The organism is Fimbriimonas ginsengisoli Gsoil 348, from assembly GCF_000724625.1.
GTDB lineage: Bacteria > Armatimonadota > Fimbriimonadia > Fimbriimonadales > Fimbriimonadaceae > Fimbriimonas > Fimbriimonas ginsengisoli.
In genome coordinates this window covers 2,831,363-2,848,246 of the sequence record NZ_CP007139.1, presented here as the reverse complement: position 1 = coordinate 2,848,246, position 16,884 = coordinate 2,831,363, and the positions used below count along the sequence as shown (strand labels likewise).

The following is a 16,884-nucleotide window of genomic DNA, read 5'->3' as shown; positions in this document are numbered from 1 at the left end:
GGCCTAATTCAAACTGATAGGGGATCGTCGGCGGGGCGCCGACGCTACGGGTCATACCGGCTCCTGCGAGGCCAATTGGGTTTGATAGAGGCTGGCGTACTCCGCCTCTTGTTGGAGGAGGCTTACGTGGGTGCCTCGCTCGACAATCTGGCCCCCTTTTACGACCAGAATCTGGTCGGCGGACTGGATGGTGGATAAGCGGTGGGCGATGGCGAACGTGGTTCGACCCTCCATAAGCCGCGCCAGCGCGGCTTGGACCAGGCGCTCCGATTGCGAGTCGAGGGCCGAGGTCGCCTCGTCGAGGATGAGGATTCGCGGGTCTTTCAGGATCGCCCGGGCGATGGCGATTCGCTGCTTTTCGCCTCCGGAGAGCTTGTATCCCCGCTCACCCACCACGGTGTCGTAACCCTCCGGTAACGAAACGATGTGCTGGTGGATCGCCGCCATTTTCGCCGCTTCCTCCAGTTGCTCCTGGGTCGCGTCCGGGTTGCCGTAGCGCAGGTTTTCGCGGATTGTGTCGTGAACCAGGTACGTCTCTTGAGTCACCACGCCTACCAAACGTCCCAGCGATTCCAGCTTAATCTTCCGGATGTCGATTCCGTCGATCGTTACCCTTCCGTTCTCGACATCGTAAAGCCGCGGGATCAGGTAGGTCAGGGTCGTCTTTCCGGCTCCCGAGGGGCCTACCAAGGCGACCAGTTGCCCCGGCTCGGTCACCAGATCGATTCCCTTCAAAGTCGGCTCTTCTTGACTGGCGTCGTAACGGAACGACACGTTCTCGAAGACCACACGGCCCTTGACTTGCTCCGGCGTCAGCTCCACGGCGTCCGGAGCATCGGTGATGTCCTGCGGCATGTCCAAGTACTCGAAGATCCGGTCGAATAGCGCGAAGGCGCTGGTGACCTCGACCTGAACGTTCAGGAGCTGGGTTAGCGGAAAGAAAAGCCGGGGTTGGAGCGAGGTGAACGCGACGATCGCGCCCAGGGAGAGCGACCGGTCCCCTTGATCGATGATCAGATAGCCGGCCAACCAGTACACCAGCGCCGGCGTAATCGAAAAGGCGAGGCCCGTCAGCGTGAAAAAGACGCGCATGTAGGTCGCCATCTTCACGTTGCTTTCGGTGAGCGAGGCGTTCTCTTTGGCAAACTTCTCTCGGGCCAGCGCCTGGCGCCCCGTCGTTTTCATCAGCATCGCGCCGGAAACGCTGAGCGTCTCCTGCATCGTCGAGTTCATCCCGGCGAGCTGCGCCTGAACGTTGCCTCGCAGCGTACGCATCGCGCCGCCCACCTTGGTGGTGAGGAAGGCGAAGATGGGAAGGATGCCCACGGCGACGATCGTCAGCCGCCAATCGAAGATCCACATCGCGATTAGCGTCGAGATCACCATCGTAACGTTCGAGAGAACGTTCGCCATGGTGTCGCTGACCACCGATTGGATACCGCCCACATCGTTCGCCAGCCGGGATTGAATCTCTCCAGTTCGGGTGCCGGTGAAGAAGCGCAGCGACATTCCTTGCAGGTGCGCGTACAGCGCAAGCCGGAGGTCGCGCATGATCCGCTGCCCAACGAGAACGCTCAGGTATCCGAATCCGATGCTCAACGCAGTCGAGACGAGGGTGGCGGCCAAGGTGAGCAGCGTGTACTCGGCCACCACCGGCATGCTCCGCTTCAGCAAGCCGTCGTTGATGATGATTTTGAGGAAGAACGGGGTTGCCAGACCGATCCCCGCCGACAGCAGGACGAGGATGATCGTCCACCCGATCTGGGGGCGATAGGGACCGAAGAGTCCGAAGACGCGTCGCGCCGTCGCCCGATCCAGTTTCTTTGGCGGCCCGCCGCCCCACCCACCCATGAATGCCATTAGCGGAGTTTACGGTGTCCGCCCTCGCGGCAAAGCTGTAAATTGGTGGAATGCTTTCGATTGCCTTCGCCATCTCCCTCTTCGGCGGCGCGCCGTCTCTCACGGACACGGTGAACACCCTCAAAGCCAAGGGACTCGGCGAGCTCGGCGCCTACCGGCTTCTGGAGGAGCTGAGCGGCGGGATCGGGCCCCGAATCGCCGGCTCGGAAAACGCCGCCAGGGCGGTGGATTGGGGCGAGGCGACGATGAAGAAGCTCGGGTTTCAGAACGTTCGCCGCATCCCCTGCATGGTTCCGCACTGGGTCCGGGGAAAAGTTGAGAAGCTGGAAGTGGGCGGCATCCCGCTTTCCTGCTGCGCGCTCGGCAACAGCCTTGGAACTCCCGCCGGAGGGATCGCCGCGCCGGTGATCGAGGTCCATTCGCTGAAGGAGGCCGAAGCCCTCGGCGCCCGGGCGAAAGGAAAGATCATCTTCTTTAACCGTCCGTTCGATTCCTCCTTGGTGAGCACTTTCAACGCCTACGGAACCGTCGGGGATCAGCGATTCCAGGGACCATCGGTGGCGGCGAAGCTGGGAGCCGCCGCCGCGCTCGTGCGCTCGATGACGGGGGACAACGACGACGTTTCTCATACCGGCACCACCGGCTTCGGCTCCGGCGCAAAGGTGCCGTGCGTCGCCCTCGGGCTTCAATCGGCCGACCGGTTGAGCCATATCCTCAAAGGAGCGCCCGAAACCGAAGTCCGGCTGACCCTCGATTGCGAAACCTTGCCCGACGTCCAGTCCGCCGACGTCGTCGGCGAGATCGTCGGTACGGAGCGACCGAACGAGGTGATCGTTATGGGCGGCCATCTGGATAGCTGGGACAAGGGGCGCGGAGCTCACGACGACGGCGCGGGGGTGGTTCAAGCTCTCGACGCGCTCCGAGTCATCCACGACCTCGGATGGAAGCCGAAGCGCACGATCCGAGTGGTCTTGTGGATGAACGAGGAGATCTCCGGCACCGGCTCCGCCGCTTACCTCGCCTATGCCAAGAAAGCGCCGGAACGCCAGCTCGCGGCGATGGAGTCCGACTCGGGCGGCTTCGCCCCCCGCGCCTTCGGCACCTCCCTCACCGGCCGCCGGGCTGCCCGCCTCAACCGCTGGCTTCCAGCGTTCCAAACGCTGGAGGTCGACCACTTCACCCCCGGCGGCGAAAGCGGCGCCGACGTCGAGGGTCTCGCCGAGTTGAAGACCGCCCTATTCGGATTGGAAGTCGAGAGCCAGCGATACTTCGACTACCACCACTCGGACAAAGACACGATCGACAAAGTAAACCCTCGCGAGCTACAGCTAGGCTCCCTAAACATGGCCCTCCTCGCCTGGCTGATTTCCGAAAACGGAATCTAAGCAGCATCCGGAGCCCCCTCTCCCTCCTCGGGATGCATGTGCCCGAGGAGGGAGAGGGGGTTGGGGGTGAGGGAGTCCGGAAAGAGCCGGTCTGGAGACCAGCGGTCCTCCGGAATCATCGGCGAAGGCGCCGACGCTACGGGGACCACTTATCGGGTGGGGGAGGGTTGAGTTGTTTTTGGATGGCGTCTTGGGAGCCCTTCGATAGGCGTTTGGTTTCTTCCTCGCGCAGACGTCTCGCCTCATCCGGATTTCGGACGATTCGGGGGGTTAGTAGCACGAGCAACTCGGTCTGCCCGCGGCTCCGGTTTGTACTCCGGAAGAGATTTCCGAGGAGGGGAATATCGCCCAAAATCGGCACCTTGTTCTCCGTGAGATTGGTTGTCGCACGGATGATGCCTCCGAGCACGATCGTCTCGCCGTCCTTTACCGACGCCGTGGTCGACGCCTGCCGGTGGTTGATGATCGGGGCGTTAAACGTGGTGAATCCCTGAAGATCGTCCGCCGACTGCGTGACTTCCATGGAGACTTCGCCCGCCGCAGTGATTCGCGGCGTTACCGTGAGGATCACACCGACCGACTTGAAGTCGTACTGCGTGATCAACCCACCAACGTTCGCGGCTTGCTGGCTCGTGATATATGGAACCTGCTGGCTCACGTCGATCGACGCCTTGACGTTATTTGAGGTGAAGATCCTCGGAGTCGAGAGGACCTTGAACCGGGTGTCCGTCTGCAACGCGTTGAGGAAGATGTTGTAGTCGTTGCCGTTCAAGGTGTAAGAGAAGCCCTGGGCAGGCGCCGCGACAGTGCCTTGGACACCTCCGAAATTCTGGCCACCCGTCGCGCTGGCATTCCAGTTCAACACCTTGTTCTGCAGGAACTTGTACTCGACTCCGAGCTTGGTGGTCTTGTCCAGGTTCGCCTCCACGATCACGGTTTCGATCATCACCTGCTCGGCGATGTGGTCGAGCTGCTCGACCACATGCTTGATGATCCTCATGTTGCTTGGCATGGTGACCACGATGACGCTGTTCGTGTTTGGGTCGGCGATGACGTTGACCTTGCCGGTGAGGTCCCGAACGTTGACCACCTCGCCGTGTTCGTCCACATCCTTCGCCACGTCCTTCTTCTTGTTGTTCCCCCCGAACGAATCGGAATAGAAGAAGAAGAATGGGTTGTCGTCCTGGCTCTGATCTCGCCGCTTGGTAAACGCCTGGTTCAGCAACGTCGCCACATCCGCCGCCTTGGCATTCTCGAGATGAACCACGAAGGTCGTTCCGATAAACGACGCCTCTTTGTCCATATCGGCGATCAGCTTTCGCACGATGTCCAGGTTTGCCTTGGTTGCCGAGACGATGATCGAGTTCGTCTGCTTCACCGCAACCGCGGTCTCGCCACCCTGGGAGCGGCTGGAGCCGAACGGGTTGTATCCGTAAAATCCGTAGAACGAGCTCTGATCGTTGCTCGAGGATTTGCCCGCACCCTTACCGGTCGGCTTGTTGGCGGTGAGGACGGAGTTGACGGCATCCACCGCCTCGTCGACGTCGATGTACTTCAGCTTGAAGATCTGGGAGTCGAGCGGAGTTTCGCTCGGTTTGTCGAGCTCCCTGATCAGCGCTTCGACGTCGGTCTGGAACTTCGGCATTGCGGTGACGACGACGGAGTTGCTGTAATCTTCCGACGAAGCACGGACTGCCTTCGGCTGCTGCGGTCCACCTTGGCGTCCGCCGAACTGAGGACCGCCGTTAAAGCCGCCGCCGTTCTGTAGTCCCTGGATAATCTGCTCAAGCTGCTGCTGCGAGAAGACTTCGTTCACCACCCGGCTGATCTGCTGAGCGCTGGCGTAGTTCAGCTTGTAAACCTTGATGACCGGCTTTTCCTCGGGTGGGGGCGGAGGGGGAGGGGCCTGCATCATGGGAGGAGGGGCTTGTTGCTTCTTGCTGACGATCATCAGGTTTCCCTGCTTTCTCAGCTCGTAGCCGTTCATCCCCAGCATCGTGTTGAAGATCTCGAACGCTTCGTCGAGGCCAACCGCCTTGGCGCTCGTGACCGTCATCGGGCTCTTGAACGAGGGGTCCTTCAAGATCGTGATCCCCGCCGTTCGCGAAAGGATCGAAATGATCATGTCCGGGCTCGACTCCGTGAAGTCGAGGAAGATCGTCGTCTTGGGGTTGAGTTTGAACTCTTGCCAAGCCGGCTTTGGCGGTTTGGGAGGGGTCGTGGGAGCCGCTCCCTTCGTAGCCTGGGCAGCTTTGGCGCTTCCCGAACCGGGGCCTTTCTTGTCGCCGCCGATGGTGGTCACCGTGCCCTGTCCGGGCGCGGTTCCCGTGGTGGCCACCGTGCCGGGGCCGCCGGCCGTGCCGGTCGTCGCAACCGTACCTTGGCCACCGCCCGTGGTCGACACGACCTTAACCGGCGCCTCCTGACCGCCACCCTGGAGCGCTGGGGTCGCTACCGCCAGGAGCGAGAGAAACGAAGCGGGGATAGTAAATGCGAGCTTATGCTTCATGGAAGTACGTCCTGGTGGTTTAGTCTTGGATAATCATGGTGCCCATATTGCCGGGCATCGGGCGAATCTGCATGCCTGGCGGGGGTCCCGAAGGGCCGCCGCGGAATCCGGAAGGACCGCCAATCGGGCCCTGGAGCGGGTTGACAGGTTGAACGGAGCCGGAGTTGGGTGCGCCGCCCGGGGTCTGCGCCGGCTGCGGACGATTCGGGTCGTAGCGAAGGATCACCTTCGGCTTGCCATCTTTATCGAGAAGAACGATGCTGCCGGTGGAGATCGCGATTATTTTCGTCTTCTTCCAGATCTCGCCCTGCTTCACGAAGCCCCCTTGGTGGGTGGTGCTGTTCTCGATGAGCGCCAAGTCTTTGCCGTTCACTTGCGCGAACCCGGTGTAGACCCAATTCCCATCGTTGTCGGCCAGCTCCGCGGGGATCTTATCGACGTCCTTGGGCGGCTCGACCGGACCGGTGGGCAGCACCACCGCCGTCTTCGGCGCCTCCGCTACCACGAGCGGGCTGAACAGGTTACGCAGCTTCTGATTCGGTTTCCCGAACCGGGTCGTGTAGTCCTCCTCCGTGAACTCGCTTTCCAATTTCGAGAGCGACTTCGAGTGGCTCTTGGGCGGCTTTTTGACCGTTTTGGGGGCATCTTGCCCGTTCGAAACGAACACCACAGCCGCGCCGATGAGGATCAATCCGCCGATTAGAATCGGTTTGCTAACCACCGCCATCTTAGGCATCCCCCTTTACAAATCCGACCAAGCCAAGCGTCGCGGTGACATTGCCCGGCGCGGTATCCGACGCGGAGATCTGCAACAGATTCACTGCCAGTTTCGACTGCGGTCCCTCGAGCTTCTTCATGAAAGCGATCACCTGGGGAAACGTCCCCTCGACGGTTAGAACGAAAGGAGCTTCCTTAAGGCCGGCGACGTCGATCGCCTTTTCGGTGTGGAATCCGGAAAGCTGAAGCTTCTCCTCCTCGGACATTCGCGTCAATTGGTCCAGCACCGTAGAGCCAAGCGTGTCGATCGTCTGACTCCACATCTTTTCCTTAACCGGCGCGAAGTTGGCGTCCGCCTCGTCGTTAGCCTTACGGCTCGCCAGCGTCATCTTGGTGAGGCTACGCTTCCAGGCCAACTCGGCTCCCGGCTCGGGAGGCCGCATGTAACCAAACCAAATCGACAGGGCGATCGCCAGCAAGGAGACGCCGAAGAGGATGTTCCAACCGGTGGCCGGCTTGATGTCGACGTCGTTCATTTCTTACCTGCCCGCTTCAATAGCTGATCGATCGGGAGGTTTCCGACCACGTGGCCCGCAATCGCGAATTGCACGACCGGCTTCTTGCCGATCAACCCTTTGTTCGCGTAAATAACCTTCATATTTCGGAACCGGGGATTCTTCGCCAAGTCGTCGTTGTACTTGGCCACCGATTTGCTATCCAGCGCCTGCCCGTTGATCTGAAGTTGTTTCCCCCGTTCCAAGGTCAGGCCGGTAAACCATGACTTGGGCGACGCTATGCCTCCCACCACGGAGATCACGTCGCCGAAGTTTTGGGCGGGGTGAAAGGCGAGGTCGCTAATCGCTTTCGCTTCCGCCGAAATTTCCCTTCGCTTGATCGCAGCGCTCTGTGTCTTTGTCGCGGTGTTGAGGAGGCCCGCGTGGCTTTCATTCGCGCTGTCGATCTTCCCCTTCGCCGCGCTCGTCTTCATGTAGGCACTTGCCCCAAGTCCGACCGCCACGAGCGCAGTCAGCAGGGCGCGCCACATGATCCACACTTCCCCGCGCGCTTTGAGGGCGATCGCCTTCTCGGGCAGTTCCAGGGTGAAGAGGAGCTTCTCGATCGCGTGGGGATCCGAGAGGTGTTCGATCGACTCTTTCGAGTCGAGGTAGTCGGCGGCAATTCCGGGACTCGCCATCGAAAGGACGGGCGACGGGGGGACCTGAGCGATGGCAAAGGTTTTGGCGATCTCGTCCTCCGCGTCACCGCCTGGGTTGGAGATCGGGACCGTGCGGCTGTAGCAAAGCTCGCCATTCGCCACGACGTCGATGTGCATCGACTCTTGGCGGGTCTCTACCACCGCACAGTCGGTGAGCGACCGCGAGCGCGCCGCCATCCACGAGCCGAACGCGAGCGGCACCACCGCGCGGATCGTCAGCTTGTTCGCCGACGCTTCTTGATGAATCCGGCGTAGCGATACCGTCTTCATCGCCCCCACCACGGCAACCCTGCCGGAGCCGTTTGAGCCGCGCCCCAGCCGGAACCCGGAGACGTACTCGTTCGAGCTCATCGGCAGCAGCGGCCCCAGCTTGAACGCCACCATCTTCGCGATCTCTTCACGAGAGGCGCCCGGGATCGGAACCGTGCGGATGAACGTGCTACGCTGGCCGACCGCGACGACCACGTCCCGGCCGCCTTGCGACGATGTTAACGCCTCCGTAATGCTTCCACCAAAGGTCGATTCGCGCGTCACCGGATCGAAGACCCGGACGTTCGACGCAGACCATTCGATCAGCAACGGAGGCAAATGACTTCCAGACCTCTTCATGATGTCGCCCCCAACACAACCTGCCGCGTCGAGTTCTTCTCCCAACCCCAACGGTCTCTAATCGTCCAAAAATCTTGCGGCCGCCACCGAGTGACCTTAACCCCGCCGTCATCGTCGATCACGAGCTGTACTTCCGCGGCCACCCTCGACCGGCCGGCCATGCCGACGATCCGGGCCGTAAACGTCCTCGAGGAGACGCAGAGGTAATCGATAAACTTGGCCAGCTTCGGCACATCGATCCCGGGAACGTCCAGCAATTCCCCCAGCGTGCGAAAGCCGCTGCTTTGCCGGCCCACGATCGCGGCGGCGACATCCGGCTCGATCCCATCGATCGTCGACAACACCGCCTGGGTGGCTGTGTTGATATTGATTCGCCCGGTCTGCTGCGTTTCCTGCCCGACCGTCACGTTATCGGCAAAGATCCTCGCCGCCGTGCTAGGAAGGCGAGAGATCTTCAGCAGGTCGCTTACCTTCTTATAGTTCGACTTGTTTCTCATCACGGTGTCGGCGATATCTTTCGTGATGCCGAGCTGTGCCAGGTCGTCGGCGGTAGCTTTGCCAATGTCGAGCTTCGGCTTGCCGTTAATGTTTTTGTCGGCCGACACCGATCCGACCGTCACGATGTCGGCCAAGATCGGCATCTGAACGGAAGCGGCGGCAAGCGGAACGGAGGTTTCCCGGCGGTCGAGGGTGTACACCGTTCCATAAGTGAATCCCTTGACCATCAGGAGTTCATCCACATTGTCGAATGGTTCGAGCTTCGCATTGTAGGGCTTGGACAGACGGTTGTAGTACTCGTCCTTGGCCCCCTGAGCGCGCGGGGTTTTCGCCGACTCTTTCCAGTCCAAGAAGCAATCGATTTGTGCCTGGGTAAGGGGGAGATGGCGAAGCTGCGCTTCCGTAAGCCCGTTCAGCTCCGCGTTCGCGGAGGCATCCAAAAGCTGGATGCGGAAGCCGTCTTGTCCGACGGTAAATTCGGTTGCGCCGGCGTCTCCCAGCGAGTTCCAAGGATCGTGGGCGGTGGTTCGGGTCAAATCCTGTTGCTGCAGCTCGGCGATCGCCCGCTGGATTCCCGATTCGAGCATCAGCCTGGCTCGCCGCTCCTCCATCCGGTTGGTCTCGGCGCGCACGGCAGAGCGGTTAGTCGAGGCCAGTCCCGCTACGATCGCGACGAGCGCAGTGAGGACGAGCAGCGACAGCACGAAAACGCTTCCCCGCTCTCGGCGTCTCAAGACCCGCCTCCCATTGGCAATCGAACCAAGAAGCTGTGCGGCGTCTTGTCGTTCAGCAGGACGTAGCTCACCCGGATGGCGGCCGGCAGCTTGTCCTTGTCGCCATTGCGAGAGTCCCACGACGAAGCCCACTGATTTCCGTCGTAAAACTCGAACCGAACGTCTCGAATCCGCTCGTTCAGAATCCGCTCGTCGCCGCCACGCGACGGCTCCGAATCGGGTGGACATTGTTCGCGGATGAAGAGTCCCTGCTTTAGCCCGGCATCGCCGACCGGGAAGGTAGACACTGCGACCTCCTCAAGACCACCCTGGGGGCCGAACCGTTGGTTCAAGGTCTCCCAATCGTTCCCTCTATCCTGCACGTACCGGTACGGCAGCTCACGGGCGTCCGTGGTAAAAACGATGCTGTCGGCCCCCGCGATCGAGCTTCCGGCCGCACGCTGCTGAGCGCCGGAGCCGGCGAGCGGAACCGGCGCGATAAGGTAGCTCTCCTTGCCCAAGAGCTGGGCGCCGGAAAGGAGCCGGCGGAGCGTGTCCTCCACGAAAATCTCCTCGCTACGGGCTTCCGTCGCGCTGACGAATCGCTGCTCGTACCCGATGCCGAGGATGAACGCCCGGGTCACCGCTCCGGTTGCCACGGTGACGATCACGACCGCGATCAGAAGTTCCAAGAGGGATAGGCCGCGCTCTCTCAAGACTTCTCCTTAGGGCGGCAGATGAGTCCCTGAACCTGGGTCGAATTGTGAAAGCCCGCTCCTTTGGGAGCGACTTCGACGCGAAGCGTGTCGAGGGCGCCGGTTCCGGTCGGAGTGCGGTCGGCCCGCCAGACGTATCGCTCCTCGTGGATTTCGAGAAAGTCGCCCTGCGTTTGACCGGAGGGCAACAGTTTCAGCGCGACGATCTCATCGTACTTGCGGAGAGCGAGGCGCTGCATCTCCTCGGTCTCCAACGCCCGGTTCTGGGCACGGCCGATCGCCCCCAAGGTGCCTAGAGCAACGACGATGCCGATACTCAGGATCACCACCGAGACGAGCGCCTCGACGAGGGTAAAGCCGGCTTTACGTCCGCGGCTCATAGCCTCCTGCCGTCCAATGGTCGAGCGAGAGATCGGGAAGCTGACCGTTGGTCACGATAGAACGCGCGGTCGGCCGGAAAACGGCGAGGTTGAAGCTGATCCCGTCGGTTTCGTCGAATTCGATGCCGCCGCCGGTAGAGGTTCCGTCGGGGAAAATCGGCACCCGCCAGCCGTCATCCACCGACTCGGTTTGATCGGAGGCGAACTGGGTAGCGGTGACGCCGTCGGGAATCTTTACCGTTCCGACTTTCTGCTCCCGCCCTTCCTTGTTCTCCTGCATCGCGTAGACCGATTTCTCGGTCTTGTCGTAAGAAAGCGCGACGACGTCGCCCGACTCGATTGCGCGGGTCCGGGCGAGCGCGGCGAGGTTTCGCAGCTCGTTCTTAAATGTCCGTAGCTCTCGCCCCTTCCGCATCCCATCCGCGCGGGGCAAAAGAATCGAGGCGATCAACACCATGACGGCGATAACCACCACCATCTCGGTGTAGGTGAATCCGCTATTTCTTCTCGTGGCACGGGCTTCCAGCCCGTGCGTATCACGACCATCCTGCTCGTGGAATTCCGCCAAGGGCTGGAAGCCCTTGGGACCCACTGGCAAGATGCCAGTGCCACGGATCATTTGACTAGCTCCTGGGCTTGGTAAACCGGGATGAGGATGGAGAGGACGACGAATCCGACGAACGTGCCCATCACGAGGACGATGATCGGTTCGACGAACGTCATCAGCTTCGTCATTCCGTTGTCGACCTCGAAGTCCAGCGTCTCGGAGACGCGGTTGAGCATGCTTGGGAGATCGCCGATCTCTTCCCCCACCGAGACCATCTGGACCATGATCGAGCTGAACGCCCCGGTCTCCTTCATCGACTCGGCAAGCCGGCGTCCTTCCCGGACATCCTCTTGAACCTTCTGGCTGCTCTTTTCGAACACCCGGTTGCCCGCGGCCGCTCCCGCGATTCGCAGCGATTCCAGGATCGGAACGCCGCCAAAAACGAGCGTTCCCAAGACGCGGGCGTAACGCGAGACGACCGCCTTAGAGATCACCTTCCCGGCGATCGGCATGTGCAGCAGCCATCTGTCGCGCACCAACGCGCCTGGCTCGGTCGCCACCCAGGCCTTGTACAAGGCGATGGCGCCACCGATGGAAACGAGAATTCCGATCCAGTGATCCATGATGAAGCCGCTGGAGCTCAACAGCAGCCTTGTCGACATCGGAAGATCGTCGCCTAACCCCTTGAAGACACCGGAGAGGCGGGGGACAACGAAGAGCATCATGATCGAGACGACCATGATCGCCGTAACCGAAAGAATCGCGGGATAGACCAGCGCCGCCGTGAGCTGACTCCGACGCCGGATTTCGATCTGTTGGAAGTCGGCCAATCGTCTCGCGACTGCCGGAAACTGGCCGCTCGCCTCTCCTGCGCGAAGCGTCATGGTGAAGACCGGCGGAAAGAGCTTGGGATGCTTCGCCAGCGCCTCGGAAATCGGAAGTCCGGCGTGGACGTCGCGCACCGCTTCCTGGGTAACCACGCCTAGAGTGGCGTTGTCCGAATGCTCGCCGGCGACTCCCAACGCCCGATCGAGTGGGAAGCCGGCGGAGGCAAGGTCGGCTAGCCGGCGGGTGAACAACGCCAAGTCGGCCCGGCTGACGGGACGGGCGCCCACGCTTGGCGATTTCCCCGGCGTCGTCACGACGACCGAGGCGTTGCTCTCCTTGATGTCGAGGATGTGCACCCCTTTGGCGGCGAGAGTTGCGACCGCGGCGTCGACATCCAAGGCTTCAACGACTCCCTTGGTTCGACGCCCCGACTCTTCGTAGGCGACGTAGTTATACGTGGTCAAGCCTACAGTTCCTCTCGCTGGCAAACCCGAAGCACTTCCTCGGCGGTCGTGAGTCCATTGAGTACCGTCCGGCGGCCATCCTCGACGAGGGTCCGCATATGGAGATGCTCGGTCGCATAGTTTTTGATGGTGCTCGCGGGAGCATGATCGGTGATCATCTTCTTGATCGCCTCATCGATCACGAGCAGCTCGTAGAGGCCGACTCGACCCTTAAACCCGGTTCCGGCGCATTTTTCGCATCCGGTTCCGCGGATCAGGTGACGCCCTTTAAGGTCTTGGGTCGAAATCCCGATCGTCGCCGACACCTCGTCCTCGGCTGCGGGTTTCGAGCAGTTTGGACAGTTCCGTCGAACGAGCCGCTGGGCGACGACAGCGATGATGGAGCTCGCCGCAAGGAACGGCTCGACCCCCATGTCCAGCAGCCGGGTGATGGCGCCCGCGGAGTCGTTCGTATGGAGGGTGGAGAAGACCATGTGGCCGGTAAGCGCCGCGTGGATGGCGATCTCGGCCGTCTCGTGGTCGCGGATTTCGCCGACCATGATGATGTCGGGGTCTTGCCGAACGATGCTGCGAAGCCCATTGGCGAACGTTAACCCGATGGCCGGCCGGACCTGGATCTGCCCAACACCGAAGATCTGATATTCGACCGGGTCTTCGATCGTGAGAATGTTTGTGGTCGGCGAGGTCAGCTCCGTCAATCCGCCGTAGAGGGTGGTCGACTTTCCGGAACCGGTCGGGCCGGTTACCAAGACCATCCCGTGTGGCTGCCGGATCAGGCGGCGAAACCGTGTGAGAATGTCGGGCGCCATCCCGATCTCTTCGAGACCGACGATCGAGCTTCCTTTATCGAGGATGCGCATGACGGCGCGCTCGCCGTAGATCGTGGGGACGATCGAGATTCGAACATCCACCGCGCGGCCGGAGATCTGGAGCTTGATGCGGCCATCCTGCGGAAGCCGCCGCTCGGCGATGTTCAGCTCGGCCAGGATCTTAAGGCGGGAGATCAGCGCCGCGTGCATCCGCTTCGGCGGCCGGATTACCTCGTGCATGATGCCGTCCATCCGGCACCGCACCCTTAGCTCCCGCTCGTACGGCTCGATGTGGATGTCGCTCGCGTTATCGCGGATCGCTTGTGAAAAGATCAGGTTGACCATCTGGACGACTGCCGATTCGGCGGCCATCTGCTGGAGGTCGTTGAGATCGGCGTTCTCGTCGATCTCGGTGTAGGTCCCTTCGTCTTGCTGCGGAAGCCCCGCGAGCATCCCCTCGATGAACCGCTCCTCAATCAGATTGTTGATAAGGAGCGGGTCGGCAAGTACCGCACGGATCGGGCGCTCGATGAGAACACCCAGGTCGTCCACCGCGCCCAGGCTGGCCTCGGATGGGATTGCCACCACCAGAACATCTCCTTCCAAATAGAGTGGAAGTACTTTGTTCTTGAGGGCAAAGTCGGGTGGAGCAAGGGAAAGCGCCTCAGAAAGCGGTTTGACGGTCTCCAAATCCACGAACCGGAGCGAGCCGGAGGAACGGGTGGCCGTAATGACCGAGACAGGCGATTCCAGTTCAAAGTTCATAGGCCAACAACATCAACGACGACGCCCCCGAACAACCCCTTCGTTCGCTCTTTTATTGCTTTATTCCGAGCGAAGCGTCACTAAAAACACCGAGGACGCGTTTATTCGTTCCCGGCTACTCCGCAAACGACGGACAGTGCCCCGGCGTTTCATCGGATTTGCGATTTGTCTGACTACGATTGTAGGTTGCCCTTGGGTTCCCGTTTGTTAACGTCTTTTTACGTTGTGATGAGGACCGCAATCTTGCGGGGCTCCCCGGTGGCACTGGCTTCTAGCCAGTGGGTCCCATGTCCTTCCAGGACATGGCCCATTTACACGACCAGGATGGTCGTGTAAATGGGCTGGAAGCCCATGCCACGATTGGGCGTAAACTTCGTTCATGTCGCTTGCCCTGCTCGCTTTGCCGCTGCTTTTGGGAGCTCAGAGGACTCCGCCGTCGCCCGAGGTTCACGCCGACCGAACGGTGACGTTCCGCCTCCGGGATCCGGGCGCGACCAAGGTCGAGCTCAGCCTCGAAGGCTCGAACGCCATTCCGATGACCAAGGACAGCGCCGGGATCTGGAGCTGCACGACCCGCCCGCTCGCCCCGGACATCTACGGGTACAGCTTTAGCGCGGACGGCGAGACCCGGCTCGATCCGCAGAACCCGGTCACCAAACCAAACCTGATCTGGCAAAGCAACGCGGTCTTGGTACCCGGCAGCCCGGCCGAGCTCTGGGAGGTGACCGGCGTGCCGCATGGGACCGTTCACCACCACTTCTACGCATCGCACGTCATCGGCGACCAGCGCGATTTCTACGTCTACACCCCGCCCGGTTACAAAGCAACCGACCGGACGAAATATCCGGTTCTGTACCTGCTCCACGGTTACAGCGATACCGCGATCGCTTGGTCGGAGGTCGGCAAGGCGCACCTCATCCTCGATAACCTGATCGCCCAGCGGAAGGCAAAGCCGATGCTCGTGGTGATGCCGCTCGGTTATGGCGTGCCTAATTTCGCGACTTCGGGCGGCGGATTCTCCGACGGCCGCCGGGTTCGCAATAACTACGACAGCTTTCGAACCGGACTGCTGATCGAGGTGATTCCGCAGGTGGAAAAGGAGTACCGCGTGGCGGCGGATCCCCGTCACCGGGCGATCGCGGGGCTTTCGATGGGGGGCGCGGAGACGCTCTACGTCGGTCTGAACAACTTGGACAAGTTCTCGTATATCGGCGCTTTCAGCGCCGGCGGCCTGGTGGACGGGCCGGACCAGGCGTTCCCCAACTTCAGCGGCGAGGAGGCGAACCGGCGGCTGAAGGAGCTGTGGGTCTCCTGCGGCACCGAAGACGGCCTGATCACCCCCAATCGAGCCATCGCGGCATGGCTGAAACGGAAGGGCGCCAAGGTCGATTACGTCGAAACGCCTGGCCGACACGCCTGGATGGTCTGGCGTCGAAACCTGGCCGCCTTCGCCTCCAAACTCTTCTGAGCCCACCGCACACAGGTCACCCGAAACAACTACCGGAGAAACACTTCCGCAATAGAGATACGTACTGTAGAATTGCGGTGTGAAAGTAGAAGAGCGACAGGCACTGGAGCGCGTCCTCATCGAATCTGAGCGAGTACGACGGGAGTCACAAGCGCTTCGCGAGCTCGTGGCTCAGCTCACCGGTGTTCCCGTCAATCCGTCAAAAGTACTTTCCCCCGATGAAACGTCCCGCGGCGGAATCTTAAGGGCGCCCCTTCAGGACCTCTTCGATCTCCGATAAGTGGAGCTTTCTCCCTTCCGCAAACGCCTTCTCGAACGAGCTTTCGCCGATGCTTGCGCGACACTCCCCGATCGCCCGCGCGGCCGCATCCCGTTCGATCTCGGGAATCGCCACCTTGAACTCCTCGCCCAACTCGGTCTGCGCGCCGAATAGACGCGCGGCGGACTCGCCCCGGCCAAGCCGGTCCAATGCGATCGCCAGCGTTCCGAGGAGCTGGACCAAAGCCGGCCGATCGCCTAGTTCGCCCAGCATCCCGAACGATTCCGCTCCGAGCGCAAGCGCCTCGCCCGGATCGCCCTGAGCGAGCGCCAGCTCCGCGATATTGCCGAGGTTGTAGGCGATGGATGGTCGGTTTCCGAGCCTCCGGTTGATCTCCAACGCCTCCGAATAGTAAGCGAGCGCGGCGGGATAGTTTCCCTGATGAAACGTTGCCCCTCCCAGGTTGTTTAGGCAAAGGGCGACAAGAGGGAGATTGCCTTGGCGTCGGCGCAATTCCAGGCTTCGGATCGTGTATTCCTGCGATTCGGCGATGCGCCCGAGATTCCAGCTCGCGAGCCCCAGGGCCTGCATTGCCGCGGCCGCGCCATCAAGGTCTCCGGCGGTCTCGAACAGGTGGAGCGATTGCCGCCCCAGTTCGACTGCCGACTCCGAGTCGCCTTGGCTCCGCGCCAACACGGAAGCCGCGCGAAGACCCTTCGCTCGCGACAGCTCGTCCAGCGAATCGGATCGGGCTAGCAAGCGCTCGAACACCGCCCGGCCCTCGACGATGTAACCCCGGCCCTGGAAAAACCGCGCCAGAGCGACTGCCAACCGCATCCCAACCGCCGGGTCTCCCGCATGGATGGACCATTCGATCGCGGTTCGAAAGTTCTCCCGCTCGGCATCCAGCGCCTCCAACCAGCTTTTGGCGGACGCTCCTAACAGGTTCGGCTCGCCTCGCTCGGCGAACTCGGCAAGATAATTCAGGTGCCGCCCCCGAACCCTCGCCTCGTCTCCGCTCTCCGCCAGCAATTCCTTGGCATAGGCTCGAACCGTCTCCTGCAGGCGATACCGGCCGGTCGGCTCGTAATACATGAGGAGCGATTTTTCTACGAGCGCCGCCGCGAGCTCGAGAACGTCG

At 61.5% G+C, this 16,884-nt stretch carries 14 protein-coding genes; 2 read left to right on the top strand and 12 right to left on the bottom strand.

The features are described 5' to 3' along the window. Nucleotides 1-51: 51 nt before the first annotated feature. Nucleotides 52-1,860: an ABC transporter ATP-binding protein gene (locus tag OP10G_RS12950; protein WP_025225459.1), complete on the bottom strand. Its 1,809-nt coding sequence runs from the start codon at nucleotides 1,858-1,860 to the stop codon at nucleotides 52-54. 50 nt (nucleotides 1,861-1,910) lie between these two features. Between OP10G_RS12950 and OP10G_RS12945 the strand changes: the two genes are divergently transcribed. Continuing rightward, nucleotides 1,911-3,245, top strand: coding sequence for a M20/M25/M40 family metallo-hydrolase (locus OP10G_RS12945; protein WP_025225460.1), 1,335 nt, complete (start codon nucleotides 1,911-1,913; stop codon nucleotides 3,243-3,245). Between the two features lie 136 nt (nucleotides 3,246-3,381). Here the strand turns inward: OP10G_RS12945 and OP10G_RS12940 are convergent, their stop codons facing one another. Genes OP10G_RS12940 through OP10G_RS12895 form a run of 10 tightly spaced genes read right to left on the bottom strand, consistent with a single transcriptional unit; the run spans nucleotide 3,382 to nucleotide 14,016 of the window. Continuing rightward, nucleotides 3,382-5,754: a secretin N-terminal domain-containing protein gene (locus OP10G_RS12940; protein ID WP_025225461.1), complete on the bottom strand. Its 2,373-nt coding sequence runs from the start codon at nucleotides 5,752-5,754 to the stop codon at nucleotides 3,382-3,384. Nucleotides 5,755-5,773: 19 nt separating this feature from the next. Next, nucleotides 5,774-6,490, bottom strand: a complete 717-nt coding sequence (locus OP10G_RS12935; protein WP_025225462.1) for a hypothetical protein — start codon at nucleotides 6,488-6,490, stop codon at nucleotides 5,774-5,776. Then, nucleotides 6,483-7,007: a hypothetical protein gene (locus tag OP10G_RS12930; RefSeq protein WP_025225463.1), complete on the bottom strand. Its 525-nt coding sequence runs from the start codon at nucleotides 7,005-7,007 to the stop codon at nucleotides 6,483-6,485. The genes OP10G_RS12935 and OP10G_RS12930 overlap by 8 nt, the downstream gene beginning before the upstream one ends. Next, entirely contained in the window at nucleotides 7,004-8,296 is a 1,293-nt protein-coding gene (locus OP10G_RS12925) for a PilN domain-containing protein (RefSeq protein WP_144241141.1), read from the bottom strand. The genes OP10G_RS12930 and OP10G_RS12925 overlap by 4 nt, the downstream gene beginning before the upstream one ends. Continuing rightward, entirely contained in the window at nucleotides 8,293-9,528 is a 1,236-nt protein-coding gene (locus tag OP10G_RS12920) for a type II secretion system minor pseudopilin (RefSeq protein ID WP_144241140.1), read from the bottom strand. Before OP10G_RS12920 ends, OP10G_RS12925 begins: the two co-directional genes overlap by 4 nt. Beyond that, entirely contained in the window at nucleotides 9,525-10,223 is a 699-nt protein-coding gene (locus tag OP10G_RS26325) for a type II secretion system protein GspJ (RefSeq protein ID WP_144241363.1), read from the bottom strand. The genes OP10G_RS12920 and OP10G_RS26325 overlap by 4 nt, the downstream gene beginning before the upstream one ends. Then, on the bottom strand, nucleotides 10,220-10,603 hold the full coding sequence (locus OP10G_RS12910) for a type II secretion system protein (protein ID WP_025225467.1): 384 nt from the start codon (nucleotides 10,601-10,603) through the stop codon (nucleotides 10,220-10,222). The genes OP10G_RS26325 and OP10G_RS12910 overlap by 4 nt, the downstream gene beginning before the upstream one ends. Then, entirely contained in the window at nucleotides 10,587-11,222 is a 636-nt protein-coding gene (locus OP10G_RS12905) for a pilus assembly FimT family protein (protein ID WP_025225468.1), read from the bottom strand. The genes OP10G_RS12910 and OP10G_RS12905 overlap by 17 nt, the downstream gene beginning before the upstream one ends. Next, on the bottom strand, nucleotides 11,219-12,442 hold the full coding sequence (locus OP10G_RS12900; protein ID WP_025225469.1) for a type II secretion system F family protein: 1,224 nt from the start codon (nucleotides 12,440-12,442) through the stop codon (nucleotides 11,219-11,221). The genes OP10G_RS12905 and OP10G_RS12900 overlap by 4 nt, the downstream gene beginning before the upstream one ends. Nucleotides 12,443-12,444: 2 nt before the next feature. Continuing rightward, nucleotides 12,445-14,016 (bottom strand): GspE/PulE family protein, encoded by a 1,572-nt coding sequence (locus OP10G_RS12895; protein ID WP_025225470.1) that lies wholly within the window; start codon nucleotides 14,014-14,016, stop codon nucleotides 12,445-12,447. A 379-nt stretch (nucleotides 14,017-14,395) separates the two neighbouring features. Here OP10G_RS12895 and OP10G_RS12890 point away from each other — a divergent pair, with 379 nt between their 5' ends. Then, nucleotides 14,396-15,484, top strand: coding sequence for an esterase (locus OP10G_RS12890; RefSeq protein ID WP_025225471.1), 1,089 nt, complete (start codon nucleotides 14,396-14,398; stop codon nucleotides 15,482-15,484). 241 nt (nucleotides 15,485-15,725) lie between these two features. Here the strand turns inward: OP10G_RS12890 and OP10G_RS24625 are convergent, their stop codons facing one another. Beyond that, on the bottom strand, nucleotides 15,726-16,838 hold the full coding sequence (locus OP10G_RS24625) for a tetratricopeptide repeat protein (protein ID WP_052547740.1): 1,113 nt from the start codon (nucleotides 16,836-16,838) through the stop codon (nucleotides 15,726-15,728). Nucleotides 16,839-16,884: the final 46 nt, after the last annotated feature.